Genomic DNA, 14,896 nt, shown 5'->3' on the forward strand with positions numbered 1-14,896 from the left:
AGTAAAAATGAAGAATATCTTGTAAATAAATCACACGGTTTTCAGTGAAATAAAAAACCACGACAATATTGTCGTGGTTTATTTTATGTATTATTTAATAACACCCTTCGACTCTGCTCAGGGTTCAAATTCTAATTATATGATTTTAGAATTCTCTATTCACATCAAAAGCTTCTAGGTAATCTTTTACACGTTGCACAAACTGCCCTCCTAGTGCTCCATTTACAACTCTGTGATCGTAAGAGTGTGATAAGAACATTTTATAACGGATACCGATAAAATCACCGTCTGGCGTTTCAATTACTGCAGGTACTTTACGGATCGCTCCTAATGCTAAAATCGCAACCTGTGGCTGGTTTATAATTGGTGTCCCCATGATACTGCCAAAAGTTCCAACATTGGTCACAGTATATGTCCCGCCCTGGACGTCATCCGGTTTTAATGCATTGGTACGAGCTCGGTTTGCCAAATCATTTACTGCTTTGGTCATTCCAACTAGATTTAACTGATCTGCATTTTTGATTACTGGCACAATCAGATTACCATCTGCTAAGGCTGCAGCCATACCCAGATTGATATTTTTCTTTTTAATAATAGTATCACCTGACACAGAAATATTAATCATCGGGAAATCTCTGATGGCTTTTGCCACTGCTTCCATAAATATCGGAGTGAATGTTAGATTCTCTCCTTCTCTTTTCATGAAATCTCCTTTTACTTTCTTTCTCCAGTTCCAGATATTCGTCACATCGGCTTCGATAAACGATTGTACATGAGCAGAAGTTTGTACAGATTCTACCATATGATGTGCAATCATTTTGCCCATTCTCGTCATCTCTATAATCTCATCCTCTCCTGATGCTACCACCGGTGTAGCTTTTGGTGCTGCCGTTTTCTTAACAGGCGCTGCCGAAGCAGTTTTTTGCTCTGTTCCTACTGCTGTTGTTACAGTAGTAGTTTTACCGGCTTTACGATCTTCTATAAATTGTAGAATATCATTTTTAGTCACCCTACCGTCTTTTCCAGTTCCGGATATATTTTCTAATTCTGCTACAGAAATCCCTTCTGCTGCAGCGATATTTTTTACTAATGGAGAATAAAACTTAGAACTTTCAGAGAAATCTACTTTAGTAGTAACAGTTGCTGTAACTGCAGTCATATCGTTTTCGATTACTGCTGCTGTTTCTGAAGCTGAAACCACTTCTTTAGTCTCTTCTACTGCTGTTTCTAAGGCACCCTCTCCTTCTGTTTCGATAATAGCGATCGTTTGACCAACTTTTACAACATCATCTACTTCAAAAAGTTTTTCGACCAATACACCTTCTACTTCACAAGGAACTTCACTATCTACCTTGTCCGTAGCAATTTCTAATACTGCATCGTCCATCTCGATAGTTTCTCCAACTTCTTTTAACCAAGTTGTTATTGTTGCTTCTGCAACACTTTCACCCATCTTCGGAAGCTTAAGCTCAAATTTTGCCATATTCTTAATCAAAGGTATTTATTAGTTATATTTTTTGCGAAATTAATAAAAGTTAAGATCTTAAATTAATTTTTCTTTATTAAAGTTTCTTTAAAAAGTGATCACTTCTCCTTTTCCATCACTAAAATCACTTCCTAACATAAAATTACATCCTACAGGTTTGATCTTAAAGGTCATATTCGTTTTTTCCAATCGCTGCATTGCATTTATAATCTCACCAAAACTTAATAGCTCATTGTCAAAGATAAGTTCGTTATTAGTATATCCCAAATTCTCCGCGGATTCTAAAGAAATAAACTGTACTTCTTTTTGCAAAACATTGGTAAGCTTCTGTTTTAATTCCTTATTTTCTGAAACGAGATAATATTGATCTACTACTCGTTTTTCTTTATGCTTATTTTTGAACGATTGTATCACTGATGTAAGTCGTATTCCTACTGACACGACAAAATCTAATACCCAATTACTTTTAAAATGTTTTTGGTAAAACAATCGCATCGCTCCATAAAATCGTTTAATATACTCTGCGTTACGGTCAGTACTTTCGCCTTTATAATGGATTACAGATATCGTACCAATATAATAATTTTCTAATCCTTTCTTTTTCATTTTATAAGAGAGGTCGATATCCTCTCCATACATAAAATAATCTTCGTCAAAACCTCCTACAGCTTTGTAATTTTCTTTTTTTACCAAAATAAAAGCACCTACAAGAATATCAACATTACCAATACCATTAATAGGAATATGATCTGAGTAATAATTCTTTACTTTACCTATTCTTATTCTAAAAAGTCTTCCGAATGACGTTAAAGGTGATGGAATATTTCTTTTACTTTCGGGATGAAAAACACCAACACCGCTTATTAATTTTGGACCTCCCATGCCGATACTTGGTAATTCTTTAAAAATTTCAAGCATATTAACAAAAGTATCTTCTGCAACTACAGTATCAGGATTTAAAATACAGATATACTTTCCTTTAGCCACAGCAACTCCTTGATTATTAGCTTTAGCAAAGCCAACATTCTCTTTGTTTTCGATCAATATACTGTCAGGAAAACGTTCTCTGACCATTGCACAACTACCATCAGATGAGTCATTATCAATTACGATAATCTCTGCTTCTAAGTTAGTTACAGCTTCTTGAACACTAAGAATACATAGTTCTAGAAAGTAACGTACATTATAATTAAGGATGACGACGGATAGTTTCAGAAGATCAAGTTTTAAAAGTGATACATATTACGAGTTCTTCAAGGCGTTTTCAAACGGGATTCTATTGATTATACTTCTTCCTAAAGTTACCTCATCTGCATACTCTAATTCGTCATTTACACCAATCCCTCTGGCAATAGTAGCTATTTTTATCTCTACACCTTCTAATTGTTTATAGATATAAAAATTAGTAGTATCTCCCTCCATAGTCGCACTCAATGCAAAAATTAACTCTTTCACTTCACCAGATTTTGCTTTTTCAATTAATGTATCGATTTTAAGATTATGAGGCCCAATACCATCCATTGGACTTATTTTACCTCCTAAAACGTGATATAACCCTCGATATTGACTTGTACTCTCAATCGCCATAACATCTCTAATATCTTCTACTACGCAAATAACATCACGAATTCTATTGGGATTACTACAGATATCACAAACTTCTACATCGCTAATGCTGTGGCATTTTTTGCAAAACTTAACCTCTTCTCTTAGGGTACCTAATGCTTTTACCAAATGCTGTGTCTGTGTTTCTGGCTGTCTCAATAGATGCAATACCAATCGTAATGCCGTTCTTTTACCAATACCTGGCAACTGTGACATCTCATATACTGCATTTTCCAATAACTTTGAAGAAAATTCCATAGCGGTACAAATGTAGTAAAATAGTATTTGAGTTTGTTAGTTTTTGAAGCTATGAGTTTATGAGTTGATTTAAGAAAAGTGAGCGCTCCAATACTCCAATAATCGGCTAACCAAAATACTCATCACTATTTATTACATTTACCACAAAAGAAGAAATCATGTTTGATACACTTTCTGAAGAAACCCAATTAGTATTAGTCGTTATAGGAATAGCACTATTATTTTTTATTGTACGCTGGAATTCAGGACGAAACAAAAAAAAATTATATAATAGAGACAAAAGAGATTTCAGAAAGAATTATTTTAAAAGAAAAAAAAAATGACTTTCTCTTGGTTATGGATTGCTGTATTTATTGGAGCAATCTTCGTATACTTAAATACAGTAAAAGCAAAAAAAGACATTTCTGATTACAAAAAAAACAATCAAGAAAACACAGATGAAGATATATACAAAAACAGGAGATAAAGGTACTACTGCATTATTTGGAGGCACCAGAGTTCCAAAACATCACATACGTATTGATAGTTACGGAACTGTAGATGAGTTAAACTCACATATTGGATTGATTAGAGATCAACAAATAGATGAGTTAAGTAAAAAAGTCTTGATTAACATCCAAGATAAATTATTTACTGTTGGAGCAGTTTTAGCAACCGATCCTGAGAAAGCAATACTAAAGAGTGGACAGAAACGACTTAATATCCCAACTATCTCTCCAGAAGACATAACTCTTTTAGAAACCGAAATGGACCGGATGAATGAATCATTGCCCCCCATGACACATTTTGTTTTACCTGGAGGACACCAAACAGTGTCATTCTGTCACATTGCCCGCTGTGTATGCAGAAGAGCCGAGCGTTTAGCAACAGCTTTATATGAATTAGAACCTTTTGAAGAAACTACTTTACAGTATTTAAACCGACTATCTGACTACCTGTTTGTACTGGCACGAAAGTTGTCCTACGATTTGCAGGCAGATGAAATACAATGGATTCCTAAAAAAAATTCTTGATATTCTATAAAGCCAAAATATTAATAAAGGGAGACCCCGGAAAATCACGTTCTTAAAATTATTGTTTAAATAATTAATTTTTTACTTGACTTTTTAAACTAAAAAATTATTTTTGCAAAAAAATAAACCAGTAAGCATATGTATTGGACTTTAGAATTAGCATCTTATTTAAGTGATGCACCTTGGCCAGCTACCAAAGATGAGTTAATAGACTTTGCTATTCGTACCGGAGCGCCATTAGAGGTTGTGGAAAATTTACAATCTATTGAAGACGAAGGAGATTCATACGATTCTATAGATGAAATATGGCCAGATTATCCTACTGACGAAGATTATCTTTGGAATGAGGATGAATATTAAAAATATTTAAATAGTATTAAAAGTCTCGCAAGAGGCTTTTTTTTTGCGTAAATTACGCCACTTTTTCAAGCTATTATATAGCCTGTAAAGCATTGTATAATATTGCCATTGAGGCGTTGAGATTACACTATATTCCAAGAATTGGAGTTTAACTTTGATAAAGATCTTCACAGGATCAATAAGTTAGTTTCATTTTAAAATTAAAATCTCATAAAAAAACACATAACCATAAACCATGGGAGTTTTAGATTCTGTATTAAAAGTATTCGTTGGAGATAAATCCAAAAAAGATATAAAAGAAATCCAGCCAAAGGTTGAGTTGATCAAAAAGCAAGAACAAGCTATCGCATCACTTTCTGATAATGAACTACGTGCCAAAACATTAGAGTTTAAAAACTTTATCAATGAAGCCCGTGCTGATATCAATGCTAAAATTGATGCGCTTAGTGAAGAAGCGGATGCAACAGAAGATATTGACAGAAAAGAAGATATCTATGCAGAGATCGACAAACTAAAAAAAGATGCATATGAAACTACAGAGTCAGCATTAAACGAGCTCTTACCGCAAGCTTTTGCCGTTGTAAAAGAAACCGCTAAAAGGTTTGCTGAAAACGATACAATTACTGTAGAGGCTACTGCCTATGATCGTGAGCTTTCTGCGGACAGAGAACATATCACTCTAGATGGAGATCAAGCTATCTGGTCTACAAGCTGGGATGCTGCAGGAAAGGAAGTAAAATGGGATATGATACACTATGATGTCCAGCTTATTGGTGGTATTGCTCTACATGAAGGAAAAGTAGCAGAGATGCATACTGGAGAAGGTAAAACCTTAGTAGCAACACTTCCGGTATATCTTAACGCATTATCCGGCAATGGTGTTCATCTGGTAACTGTAAATGATTATCTAGCACGTCGTGATAGTGAATGGATGGCGCCAATTTTCCAGTTTCACGGTTTAACGATAGATTGTGTTGACAATCACAGACCAAACTCTGCAGAACGAAGAGCTGCCTATAATGCTGATATTACCTACGGAACTAATAATGAATTTGGTTTTGACTACTTAAGAGACAACATGTCCCACGCACCAGAAGATCTGGTACAACGCCCGCATAACTACGCCATTATAGATGAGGTAGATTCTGTATTAATCGATGATGCGAGAACACCGTTAATTATTTCTGGACCGATTCCTAAAGGAGATATTCATGAATTTGATGAGTTAAAACCAAAAATCGCAGATATTGTTGGTGTTCAACAAAAATATCTAACTACCCTTCTTGCTGAAGCAAAGAAACTGATCAAAGAAGGTAACACTAAAGATGGTGGCTTTAAATTATTACAAGTATACAGAGGTATTCCTAAAAACAAAGCATTAATTAAATTCTTAAGTGAAGAAGGAGTAAAAATGTTACTCCAAAAGACTGAGAATTTCTATATGCAGGACAACAACCGTGAGATGCATAAGATTGATGCGGATCTGTATTATGTGATTGAAGAAAAGAATAATCAAATCGATCTTACAGATAAAGGAGTAGATTATCTTTCTGGTAAAGAAAACCCTGATTTCTTTGTACTACCGCAAATTGGGATGGAAATTGCTAAAATTGAAGATCTTGGATTATCCAAAACTGATGAAGCTGAAAAGAAAGAAGATCTTTTTAGAGAATATAGTGTAAAGAGTGAGCGTATTCATACGCTAAGACAATTACTAAAAGCATATTCATTATTCGAAAAGGATGTCGAATATGTGGTAATGGATAACAAAGTAAAAATCGTTGATGAGCAAACCGGACGTATTATGGATGGTCGTCGTTATAGCGATGGATTACACCAAGCAATTGAAGCAAAAGAAAATGTAAAGATCGAAGATGCCACCCAGACATTTGCTACAGTAACACTACAGAATTACTTCCGTATGTATGGTAAACTATGCGGTATGACAGGTACTGCGGTGACAGAGGCGGGAGAACTTTGGGAGATCTACAAATTAGATGTAGTAGAAATTCCTACCAATAGGCCTATTGCCAGAAAAGACCAAGAAGATTTAGTTTACAAAACCAAGCGTGAAAAGTATAATGCAGTTATCGAAGAAGTAACTGAATTATCACGTGCAGGAAGACCGGTACTAATTGGTACTACTTCTGTAGAAATTTCAGAATTGTTAGGTCGAATGCTTACGATTCGTAAGGTTCCACATAATGTACTTAATGCAAAGCTTCATAAAAAAGAAGCTGATATTGTTGCTGAAGCTGGTAACCCAGGAGTCGTTACTATTGCAACGAATATGGCAGGTCGTGGAACGGATATCAAATTAACAGATGAAGTAAAGGCTGCTGGAGGCTTAGCTATTGTAGGTACAGAACGTCACGATTCTCGACGAGTAGATAGACAGTTACGTGGTCGTGCTGGTCGTCAAGGAGATCCAGGAAGTTCGAATTTCTATGTATCATTAGAAGATAACCTGATGCGTTTATTTGGATCGGAGCGTATCGCTAAGATGATGGACAGAATGGGACTGAAAGAAGGCGAAGTAATCCAACATTCTATGATCTCTAAATCTATAGAAAGAGCTCAGAAAAAAGTGGAAGAAAACAACTTTGGTGTCCGTAAAAGATTACTGGAATATGATGATGTAATGAATGCTCAGCGTGAAGTGGTATACAAGCGTAGATATCACGCACTATATGGTGAGCGTCTTCGTGTAGATCTCGCAAATATGATCTATGATACTGCAGAGGTCATTACTGAAGGAAATAAAAATACACAGGATTATAAAAACTTTGAATTTGAATTAATTCGTTATTTTTCGATGAGTAGCCCTATTACGACAGAGGAATTCGAAAAAATGGATGCTCAGAAAATTGCTGGAGAAGTTTACAAAGCTGCTTATGAACATTATCAAGATAAGATGAAGCGTAATGCTGAAGCTGCATATCCTGTAATCAAACAAGTATACGAAGATCCTGCTAGTAAATACGAGCGTATTTTAGTTCCTTTTACAGATGGAGTGAAAAGTTTAAATGTTGCCACCAACCTTGAGAAAGCATATGAAAGTCAAGGAAAGCAGTTAATTACAGATTTCGAAAAGAATATTACTTTAGCTATCATTGATGATGCGTGGAAAACACATCTTCGTAAGATGGATGAGTTAAAACAGAGCGTACAGTTAGCGGTTCACGAACAGAAAGATCCATTATTAATTTATAAGTTCGAAGCTTTTGAATTATTTAAATCTATGATTGAAGAAGTAAATAAAGATGTTATTTCTTTCTTATTCAAAGGAGAACTACCTACTGGTAATACTCAGGACATCTCTGAAGCTCGTCAGGTAAAAAGAAAAGAAAATCTGGAAACTTCTAAAGAAGAAATCCCTAATATGGATGAGCGTGCTGCGCAAAATAGAGCTGCAGGACAAACACAACAGCCACAACAAGTAACTGAGACTATCGTTCGTGAACAACCCAAAATTGGGCGTAATGATAAAGTTACCATTAAACATGTAATGAGTGGAGAAAATAAAACTGTTAAATACAAACAAGCAATCCCATTAATCGAAAAAGGAGAATGGGTACTTGTGAGTGAGTAAAACCTAAAACATTTGTATAGATACCCTAAACCCCCTGAAGTTATACTTCAGGGGGTTTAGCTTTACTTTACATTATTCCTCTAAGCAAGCGCTCGCTTATACATTGTAAAAAACAAAAACGGTAAATACCCAATAGCAAAAATAAAAGCTCCTGCTAACAATAGCACCTCTGCTCCCATCAAATGCAACAGTTTAAACAATCCAGATAAACCTACAATAATACCAGAGACACAACCCATAATAATTTTTAATCGTTCCGAAAGTGTTTTCGCAATTGCAACTTTATATCTATCAAAAGCTAACATTGGAACGAAAACTAGTAATAATAGCAGAAAACCAGTTATAAAAAGCTTGTTAGCTCCAGGATACCATAATATCTTAAAAGTAATTCCTGTAGTTAAGGTTAATGCCCCTACAAATCCAATTAAATACATCAGTTTTTTCATCATAATAATTCGTTTTGAGTTTAATAAAAAAAATGTTTTACGTTCTAAATCAATCAAACCGTTCGGTGCTAATTCTGATATAGCATTCTGTAATGATTGATCGAATGTTTTACCAGCTTTTAACTCACTTTCTACAACACAACATAAATGATCTAATATATCATCCTGTAAAGCCGGTATTGTTAGACCTTGCTTATCAACAAAGCCTTTGATTCTTTCTTCTTGCTCAGCACTTAACTTCATATAACATCCAGTTTTGGAAAAATAACCTTGTTAAGAGTTATCATAAAATCTTTAAGTTCTTCTACATAAGTTACTTTTTCATCCTCTCCCATTAATGTTAGCAAATAATATTTTCTAAGCCTTTTTCCGATATACTCCTCTTCACAAGTCAACAAGCCATCTTTTTTCATTTTTTGTAATGCAGGGTATAAAGAACCATCCTTCAATAAGATTTTTCCATCAGAGCGTTCTTTTACTTGCTGAAAAATTTCATAACCATACATTCTCCCCTTCTCTGATAATAAATTAAGAATAATGACAGATAAGGTTCCTTTAAGTAGTTCTTTTGAATACATAGTTCAAATATACATAAAAATACAATACATCATAATTCTATGTATTATATTTTTATTAACCTATACTATAATACCGAATTAGTCTTTTATCATTTTTTAATCTTATAAAAATGATTTTTATGGAAAAGACTTTACTATTGATGATTATAATACTAATCTTTTATTCTTGTAACAATGATAATAAAGTAATTGAAATCACTATGGAACCGTGACCAATGGATTCTTTTTTGGAGATGTCGGAACTGTTTTATTAACCCTAGAATGCAACCAAGGTGATCAAAATAACTTTATACCGACTATTAGCAAAATTTAATATTTTTATTATAAACTAGGATTTATATATTTTAAGAGTAACTAAAACCAGACTTATATATCCTTCTGAAGATAGCTCTTGCATTATAATCACTTATAAATCAATACAATAATTATTCAATACTTAGCTCTTAGACACCTATCTTCAATTATGAAAATTTACGCAACAAGTTATCAGTAAAGATTGGTAATCAAGAATAAATATATAGGAGTATTTTATCTTACATAAAAGTAATTACACTCCTATTATTACGAATTGAATTTACCTTGGGACTTCAAATAGATTAAAAAAAACAAAAGCGGATTCAAAATGAACCCGCTTTGTTTTGTTTCCCCTTTTAATATCTTTTTTATCTCATAAATCTGTAACACTGCTTTGAGCTTCGGTAAACTTCTCGACAATTACAGAATCACCTTTACTATTTTCAAGAAGGTAAACACCTACAGGTAATTGACTAAGATCTATAACATTTGTAGTTTTTGATAAAACGTGAATTGTATCCTTAACTTCGAATAACTTTAATTTATCTCCTTCCTCAAAATCTAATACTATAACAAGGCTACCTTCTCTCTCAATAGCTAATTGATTCTCCTTAGGACTGATATAATTTTCAATGGTTACTTCTTCTGCATTTATTTCTCCATTCTCATCCAAAACGATTTCAGTACCTCCTCCAACAACAAACTCTTCTTCTTGTAAAACAACAGCTCCTTCAATCATAAGCTTTTCTTCCTGACGGTTGATTACTATAGACTGCCCTTGATTGTTCTCTAATAAATAAGACCCAATTGGTAATTGACTTAAATCTATACGTGAATAAGACTTTGATAATATATGATCTCCAGTTTCTACTTCAAACAATTTCAACTTATCTCCTTCTTCAAAATCAACAACTTCAACAGCTAAACCATCTTGGTATACTGCAAGTGTATTGTCCGCATTAGCAAAAATTGAAATAGATAAAAATAGACTGAATATTAAGGCTATAACTTTCATAATTTTGGGGCTTTGAAGTTAAAGTATTATGGTTTTACCTTACAAGTATAGCGCTAAAAACCTACCACACCAACTAGAAATCAGACTTTTAGACAAAATGGTCGAGTTACTCGTTAAACTACAAAGAAAATGTTAAAAAAACAACAAACACCTGTTTATCAGTATTTTATAAATTTAAAAACATTTAAATAACGACGAAAAACTTATTTTTTAGGTCAAAAGACACAAGTTCTACGCTAAAGAATATGTTTTTCTTAAAATTGTAATTATAGCAGAACATAAACGAATAACAAAAACGCTTTCATGATTAGGAATAATTCTAGTATTATTAAACCAACCTCGCAATTCGATTAAATTTTCAGCAGTAAATTAGGATCTGGACAATTCTCTAAATAATATTCTAAATCTCGTTTATTAGATACTCCAGGATAATCTCCTATATTTCCCTGCAAATCTTTTATAATCTGAAAGTGTAGATGTGGCGCATAATCACCATTTACGGATGCATCTCCTAGTTTGGCTATAACATCTCCAATTTCAAAACGCTCACCTATTTTTATATTCTCAATAGACTTTACGGATAAATGTCCATATAAAGTATAAAAGCTAATATCTTGAATTATATGTTTCATAATAATCGTCGGACCATAGTCTCCGAAATTCTTATTATTCTGAAAACTATGTACCGTTCCTGCTAAGGGAGCTAGTACTGCACTTCCTGCATCACACCAAACATCTAACCCTAAATGGATATTTCGTTCGGTTTCCGGATCTTGTTGATTAAAATGTTTACTTCTATTATAGATCCCACGAGTTTCATTATAACCTCCATAAGCCACCTTTGCATTATTTAAGACTAAATACTCGCTTATATAAGCTTCAAAAGCTTTTGAAGAAGATACATCCATAACTTCTAATTTTTTATTACCTATCGATAAATCTATAAAAGTGTATTCTTCGTTAATGAAATTTGAATCAACAACAGGAAGAAAACTTTGAGATAAACTCTGGATAAACTGAGAGAATAAGGTACTGGTCATTAGGTATGGTTTTAAAAAACAGATTTTAGATGCTATAAAAACATATTATTTAGATAATTGGTTTCGATCAACAAACAAATCAATTTAGATAGAGTATATCTTATCTATCCTTCTTTTAATTACGGTAATTTGTACCATAAATAAAGTTGCCAGGAATATGATTCCGTATATTGTAGCATCATGAAGCTTAAAACTAGCAAATGGATTCTTGACACCGTTTAAAAGTGAAAAATCCACCTTATCTAAGATCGATGTTCCTTCTGACAAAAATGGTGAAGAAATTAATATACCTATAATTAATATACCCATCACTAACCAAGCTTTTTTAGAGATCAATGGTTGATAAGCGATAGGTCTATCCGCTGAAGCGATCTTTACCTCACTCATTACTTTTTGTAAAAAATCCACAGAAGGGTTTTCTGTACCCGCTTCTTTTACTAATCTCTTAATGTCTTTATATTGCTCTTCCATTATTAGCATTAATTTCTGGTGAAATATGATACTTAAGTATCGAATATAGTTTTTTTCTACTGCGATATAACTTTATTTTTATATTATCTTCTGTCAAACCAACAATCTCTTTGATCTCTTTGACACTTTTCTCTTCAAAATAATATAAGGTTATAATAGCTGACTCTTCCTCTGGAAGCTTAAGTATACTATCCGATATAAATTGTTTTCTCTCTATATTTTCCAAACAACTTAATGCATCATTAATTACATCCACTTCTCCTTCGCTTATTTCTTCTATGAGTTCTGTAGCTACAAAACGCTTATTTTTCTTTATTGCATCTAGACTTTTACGATATGCAATCGTGTATAACCAAGTCGAAAATTTAGCCTCTCCCCTGTACTTAGACAAAGACTTATATGCTTTAATAAAGGTGTCTTGCGCTATCTCTTCAGCCTCTTCTTTATTTCTAATCATTCTATACACTATCGTATACACCAAACTTTGATAACGCTTTACTAAGCCAGAAAAAGCATTTACATCTCCTTCTAAGACTTGGTTAATATAATATTGATCTGATTGATGGTTCATTTACACATTAGACGACACATTTTTGTTTATGGTTACATCCAATTACTAAAAAGATACAAAATAATTTTTTTTAAGATTTTTTGTAACCGACTTCTGATCGATGGCGTCATAGTGAAAAACGAACAGTTAAATCTTTAAAATCTAAAAATTATGAGTTTTATCGAAGTACTAATACCATTATCAATATTCGGATGTATTTTTGGTGTTTTTTATCTCTTTGTTACTGCTAGAAACAAAGAGCGTATGGCACTAATAGAAAAGGGAGCGGATGCCTCTATTTTTTATAGTAGTAAGCAGAAAAGAGTAACTCCAGTATGGAAAGTTTTTATTCTTAATTTCTCATTATTACTAATGGGTATTGGAATTGGAATTTTTATAGCAGGTATTCTACATTATTCCTTAGGAGTCGAGGAAGGTATTGCTTTCCCAGGGACTATTTTCCTAATGGCCGGTGCAGGATTATTTACAGGTTTTACAATGACAAAGAATCTGGACAAATAAACCCTTCTAATTTATGCAAATTATAAAGACCTATCATTTCTGATAGGTCTTCCCCAAAATTCTACTTATTCTATGATGAATAAAATAAATTTAATCTTCTAATTAGTTATATGCTACTGTATCTTCATATTGAAGCTCTACATCAAACTTCTCTATCATAATAGCTTGCCCTCTATCGTTTTCTAATATATATTTCCCTGTAGGCAACTGAGTAAGATCAACTAATTTTGTTGTCTTGGATAAAATATGAACCTTATCTACAACTTCAAATAATTTAATTTTATCTCCTTCTTCAAAATCAACTACTGTAATAAGATCTCCATCTCTAGTAATTGCTAAAGGATTTACTTCTGAAGTTAAATAGTACTCTTCTAATTCTTCTTCTACACTCATATCATTAACAGGCATTGAATCACTGTCAATTTCAACTATATAATCTGTTCCTAATTCTTCTTCAATAAAAATATCCAAATCTGTTTTCTCAATTACTACAGACTTACCCTCATTATTTTCCAATAAGTATTTACCTGATGGTAATTGACTAAGATCTATTTGACCTCTTGTTTTAGATAAAATATGATCACCTGTTTCTACTTCAAACAATTTAATTTTATCACCTTCTTTAAAATTAACCACAACCACAACAAGTCCTTCTCTTGCAATTTCCAAATTATCATCTTCAATCCTTGCATTAAGGTTTATGAAGAAAAGTAAGCTGAAAATAAATGCTAAAGTTCTCATTAACTAGATTTTTTAATCGTAATAATATTACGTGATTACCACACAATAATATCGTTAAATTATCGTTTCTCGAAAAAAACAACCAACTTTTAGATCAAACGTTTTTGATTTTCGACCAATGACACAAAAAAGTCAATTTTTACAGTTTTAAAACTATAAAAATCTGATTTTCAGTGCTTTAAATTTAAAGACGTTATTAAAACATAGATTAAATGCACGATATTTAGGTAAACAAACCAAAAAGTGTAGTTCTTACAATTATAATTTTCTTAAAAAAACTTTAATAACCAGAGAGATATGTGAAGAAAATTAACAATTATGATAATAACTTACCTACAAAAACATATATTCTTTGGTTTCTAATCATTTACCTAAAAACTGTGAATCGATTCGTTTTTCCACAACTACTTTTCCTCGATTTTTATTAATTAAAAGATATTTCCCAGCCGGAAGTTGGCTTAGGTCGAAAACCTCTCTTCTGGTTTTATAGGTAATAATCTTAGCCATTCTTAACTCAAATAATTTGATTTTATCTCCATCTTTAAAATTCATTACACTTATAATGTTTCCATTACGGCTAACGATAAGGCTTTCGTCATTCCCATTATTTCCAAACACAACTGCAGCTAACATTAAAGAAAAAATTAGCAACAATTTTTTCTTATAAAATTCTTAAAATCAAGTTTTTATGGTTTATATTTCCCGCTTTAAATTTATCCAAAAAAAAAAGTACTCAAAAGAGTCTTAAAGATTTCCGGCTCAAGTTTTTCTATATCCGACGAAATGCACAAATCGCTACAACATAAACTTTAGAATATAATCCCATATTTACAAGGAAAAGAATTTATACAGGTAAAATCAGTCAATAAAAAAGCTCTACTAAACTGATTAGCAGAGCTTTTAAACAATTAACACATTATTATAA

The 14,896-nt window shown here is 32.7% G+C and carries 16 protein-coding genes; 5 read left to right on the forward strand and 11 right to left on the reverse strand.

Annotated features, from left to right (window positions below):
• Positions 1 to 145 precede the first annotated feature (145 nt).
• The 3 genes from Q0921_RS23420 to recR all read right to left on the reverse strand — a co-directional run bounded on the left by Q0921_RS23420 (position 146) and on the right by recR (position 3,349).
• Entirely contained in the window at positions 146 to 1,483 is a 1,338-nt protein-coding gene (locus Q0921_RS23420; protein WP_299261337.1) for a dihydrolipoamide acetyltransferase family protein, read from the reverse strand.
• A 90-nt stretch (positions 1,484 to 1,573) separates the two neighbouring features.
• The gene (locus tag Q0921_RS23425) at positions 1,574 to 2,701 is read right to left on the reverse strand and encodes a glycosyltransferase family 2 protein (protein ID WP_299261409.1); all 1,128 of its coding nucleotides are present in this window, start codon (positions 2,699 to 2,701) and stop codon (positions 1,574 to 1,576) included.
• Between the two features lie 27 nt (positions 2,702 to 2,728).
• Entirely contained in the window at positions 2,729 to 3,349 is a 621-nt protein-coding gene (gene recR / locus Q0921_RS23430) for a recombination mediator RecR (protein ID WP_299261339.1), read from the reverse strand.
• Between the two features lie 319 nt (positions 3,350 to 3,668).
• On the opposite strand from recR, the gene Q0921_RS23435 reads away from it, so the two are divergent.
• The 4 genes from Q0921_RS23435 to secA all read left to right on the forward strand — a co-directional run bounded on the left by Q0921_RS23435 (position 3,669) and on the right by secA (position 8,314).
• The gene (locus Q0921_RS23435) at positions 3,669 to 3,815 is read left to right on the forward strand and encodes a hypothetical protein (protein ID WP_299261341.1); all 147 of its coding nucleotides are present in this window, start codon (positions 3,669 to 3,671) and stop codon (positions 3,813 to 3,815) included.
• Positions 3,787 to 4,362: a cob(I)yrinic acid a,c-diamide adenosyltransferase gene (locus Q0921_RS23440; protein ID WP_299261343.1), complete on the forward strand. Its 576-nt coding sequence runs from the start codon at positions 3,787 to 3,789 to the stop codon at positions 4,360 to 4,362. Before Q0921_RS23435 ends, Q0921_RS23440 begins: the two co-directional genes overlap by 29 nt.
• Positions 4,363 to 4,500: 138 nt before the next feature.
• Positions 4,501 to 4,722, forward strand: coding sequence for a DUF2795 domain-containing protein (locus Q0921_RS23445; protein ID WP_299261345.1), 222 nt, complete (start codon positions 4,501 to 4,503; stop codon positions 4,720 to 4,722).
• 235 nt (positions 4,723 to 4,957) lie between these two features.
• Positions 4,958 to 8,314, forward strand: coding sequence for a preprotein translocase subunit SecA (gene secA / locus Q0921_RS23450; RefSeq protein ID WP_299261347.1), 3,357 nt, complete (start codon positions 4,958 to 4,960; stop codon positions 8,312 to 8,314).
• 80 nt (positions 8,315 to 8,394) lie between these two features.
• On the opposite strand, the gene Q0921_RS23455 is transcribed toward secA, so the two are convergent.
• The 6 genes from Q0921_RS23455 to Q0921_RS23480 all read right to left on the reverse strand — a co-directional run bounded on the left by Q0921_RS23455 (position 8,395) and on the right by Q0921_RS23480 (position 12,729).
• The gene (locus tag Q0921_RS23455) at positions 8,395 to 9,003 is read right to left on the reverse strand and encodes a hypothetical protein (RefSeq protein WP_299261349.1); all 609 of its coding nucleotides are present in this window, start codon (positions 9,001 to 9,003) and stop codon (positions 8,395 to 8,397) included.
• On the reverse strand, positions 9,000 to 9,338 hold the full coding sequence (locus Q0921_RS23460) for a PadR family transcriptional regulator (protein WP_299261351.1): 339 nt from the start codon (positions 9,336 to 9,338) through the stop codon (positions 9,000 to 9,002). The genes Q0921_RS23455 and Q0921_RS23460 overlap by 4 nt, the downstream gene beginning before the upstream one ends.
• 667 nt (positions 9,339 to 10,005) lie before the next feature.
• A complete protein-coding gene (locus tag Q0921_RS23465) occupies positions 10,006 to 10,647 on the reverse strand; it encodes a hypothetical protein (protein WP_299261353.1) in 642 nt (213 codons plus the stop codon).
• A 350-nt stretch (positions 10,648 to 10,997) separates the two neighbouring features.
• Positions 10,998 to 11,687, reverse strand: coding sequence for a peptidoglycan DD-metalloendopeptidase family protein (locus tag Q0921_RS23470; protein ID WP_299261355.1), 690 nt, complete (start codon positions 11,685 to 11,687; stop codon positions 10,998 to 11,000).
• An 84-nt stretch (positions 11,688 to 11,771) separates the two neighbouring features.
• Positions 11,772 to 12,158 (reverse strand): hypothetical protein, encoded by a 387-nt coding sequence (locus tag Q0921_RS23475; protein ID WP_299261357.1) that lies wholly within the window; start codon positions 12,156 to 12,158, stop codon positions 11,772 to 11,774.
• Entirely contained in the window at positions 12,142 to 12,729 is a 588-nt protein-coding gene (locus Q0921_RS23480) for an RNA polymerase sigma factor (protein ID WP_299261359.1), read from the reverse strand. Before Q0921_RS23480 ends, Q0921_RS23475 begins: the two co-directional genes overlap by 17 nt.
• Before the next feature lie 150 nt (positions 12,730 to 12,879).
• On the opposite strand from Q0921_RS23480, the gene Q0921_RS23485 reads away from it, so the two are divergent.
• Positions 12,880 to 13,230: a DUF6249 domain-containing protein gene (locus Q0921_RS23485; protein WP_299261361.1), complete on the forward strand. Its 351-nt coding sequence runs from the start codon at positions 12,880 to 12,882 to the stop codon at positions 13,228 to 13,230.
• Between the two features lie 102 nt (positions 13,231 to 13,332).
• On the opposite strand, the gene Q0921_RS23490 is transcribed toward Q0921_RS23485, so the two are convergent.
• Both Q0921_RS23490 and Q0921_RS23495 read right to left on the reverse strand, forming a co-directional pair.
• Positions 13,333 to 13,971 (reverse strand): hypothetical protein, encoded by a 639-nt coding sequence (locus tag Q0921_RS23490; RefSeq protein WP_299261363.1) that lies wholly within the window; start codon positions 13,969 to 13,971, stop codon positions 13,333 to 13,335.
• Positions 13,972 to 14,334: 363 nt separating this feature from the next.
• Positions 14,335 to 14,604, reverse strand: a complete 270-nt coding sequence (locus Q0921_RS23495; RefSeq protein WP_299261365.1) for a hypothetical protein — start codon at positions 14,602 to 14,604, stop codon at positions 14,335 to 14,337.
• Positions 14,605 to 14,896 lie beyond the last annotated feature (292 nt).

It is taken from the genome of uncultured Aquimarina sp., from assembly GCF_947496855.1.
Lineage (GTDB): Bacteria > Bacteroidota > Bacteroidia > Flavobacteriales > Flavobacteriaceae > Aquimarina.

Coding starts and splice junctions, on each gene's coding strand:
- Q0921_RS23420 (WP_299261337.1), bottom strand. CDS start 1,483: ATGGCAAAATTTGAGCTTAAGCTTCCGAAGATGGGTGAAAGTGTTGCA.
- recR (WP_299261339.1), bottom strand. CDS start 3,349: ATGGAATTTTCTTCAAAGTTATTGGAAAATGCAGTATATGAGATGTCA.
- Q0921_RS23435 (WP_299261341.1), top strand. CDS start 3,669: ATGACTTTCTCTTGGTTATGGATTGCTGTATTTATTGGAGCAATCTTC.
- Q0921_RS23440 (WP_299261343.1), top strand. CDS start 3,787: ATGAAGATATATACAAAAACAGGAGATAAAGGTACTACTGCATTATTT.
- Q0921_RS23445 (WP_299261345.1), top strand. CDS start 4,501: ATGTATTGGACTTTAGAATTAGCATCTTATTTAAGTGATGCACCTTGG.
- secA (WP_299261347.1), top strand. CDS start 4,958: ATGGGAGTTTTAGATTCTGTATTAAAAGTATTCGTTGGAGATAAATCC.
- Q0921_RS23455 (WP_299261349.1), bottom strand. CDS start 9,003: ATGAAGTTAAGTGCTGAGCAAGAAGAAAGAATCAAAGGCTTTGTTGAT.
- Q0921_RS23460 (WP_299261351.1), bottom strand. CDS start 9,338: ATGTATTCAAAAGAACTACTTAAAGGAACCTTATCTGTCATTATTCTT.
- Q0921_RS23465 (WP_299261353.1), bottom strand. CDS start 10,647: ATGAAAGTTATAGCCTTAATATTCAGTCTATTTTTATCTATTTCAATT.
- Q0921_RS23470 (WP_299261355.1), bottom strand. CDS start 11,687: ATGACCAGTACCTTATTCTCTCAGTTTATCCAGAGTTTATCTCAAAGT.
- Q0921_RS23475 (WP_299261357.1), bottom strand. CDS start 12,158: ATGGAAGAGCAATATAAAGACATTAAGAGATTAGTAAAAGAAGCGGGT.
- Q0921_RS23480 (WP_299261359.1), bottom strand. CDS start 12,729: ATGAACCATCAATCAGATCAATATTATATTAACCAAGTCTTAGAAGGA.
- Q0921_RS23485 (WP_299261361.1), top strand. CDS start 12,880: ATGAGTTTTATCGAAGTACTAATACCATTATCAATATTCGGATGTATT.
- Q0921_RS23490 (WP_299261363.1), bottom strand. CDS start 13,971: ATGAGAACTTTAGCATTTATTTTCAGCTTACTTTTCTTCATAAACCTT.
- Q0921_RS23495 (WP_299261365.1), bottom strand. CDS start 14,604: ATGTTAGCTGCAGTTGTGTTTGGAAATAATGGGAATGACGAAAGCCTT.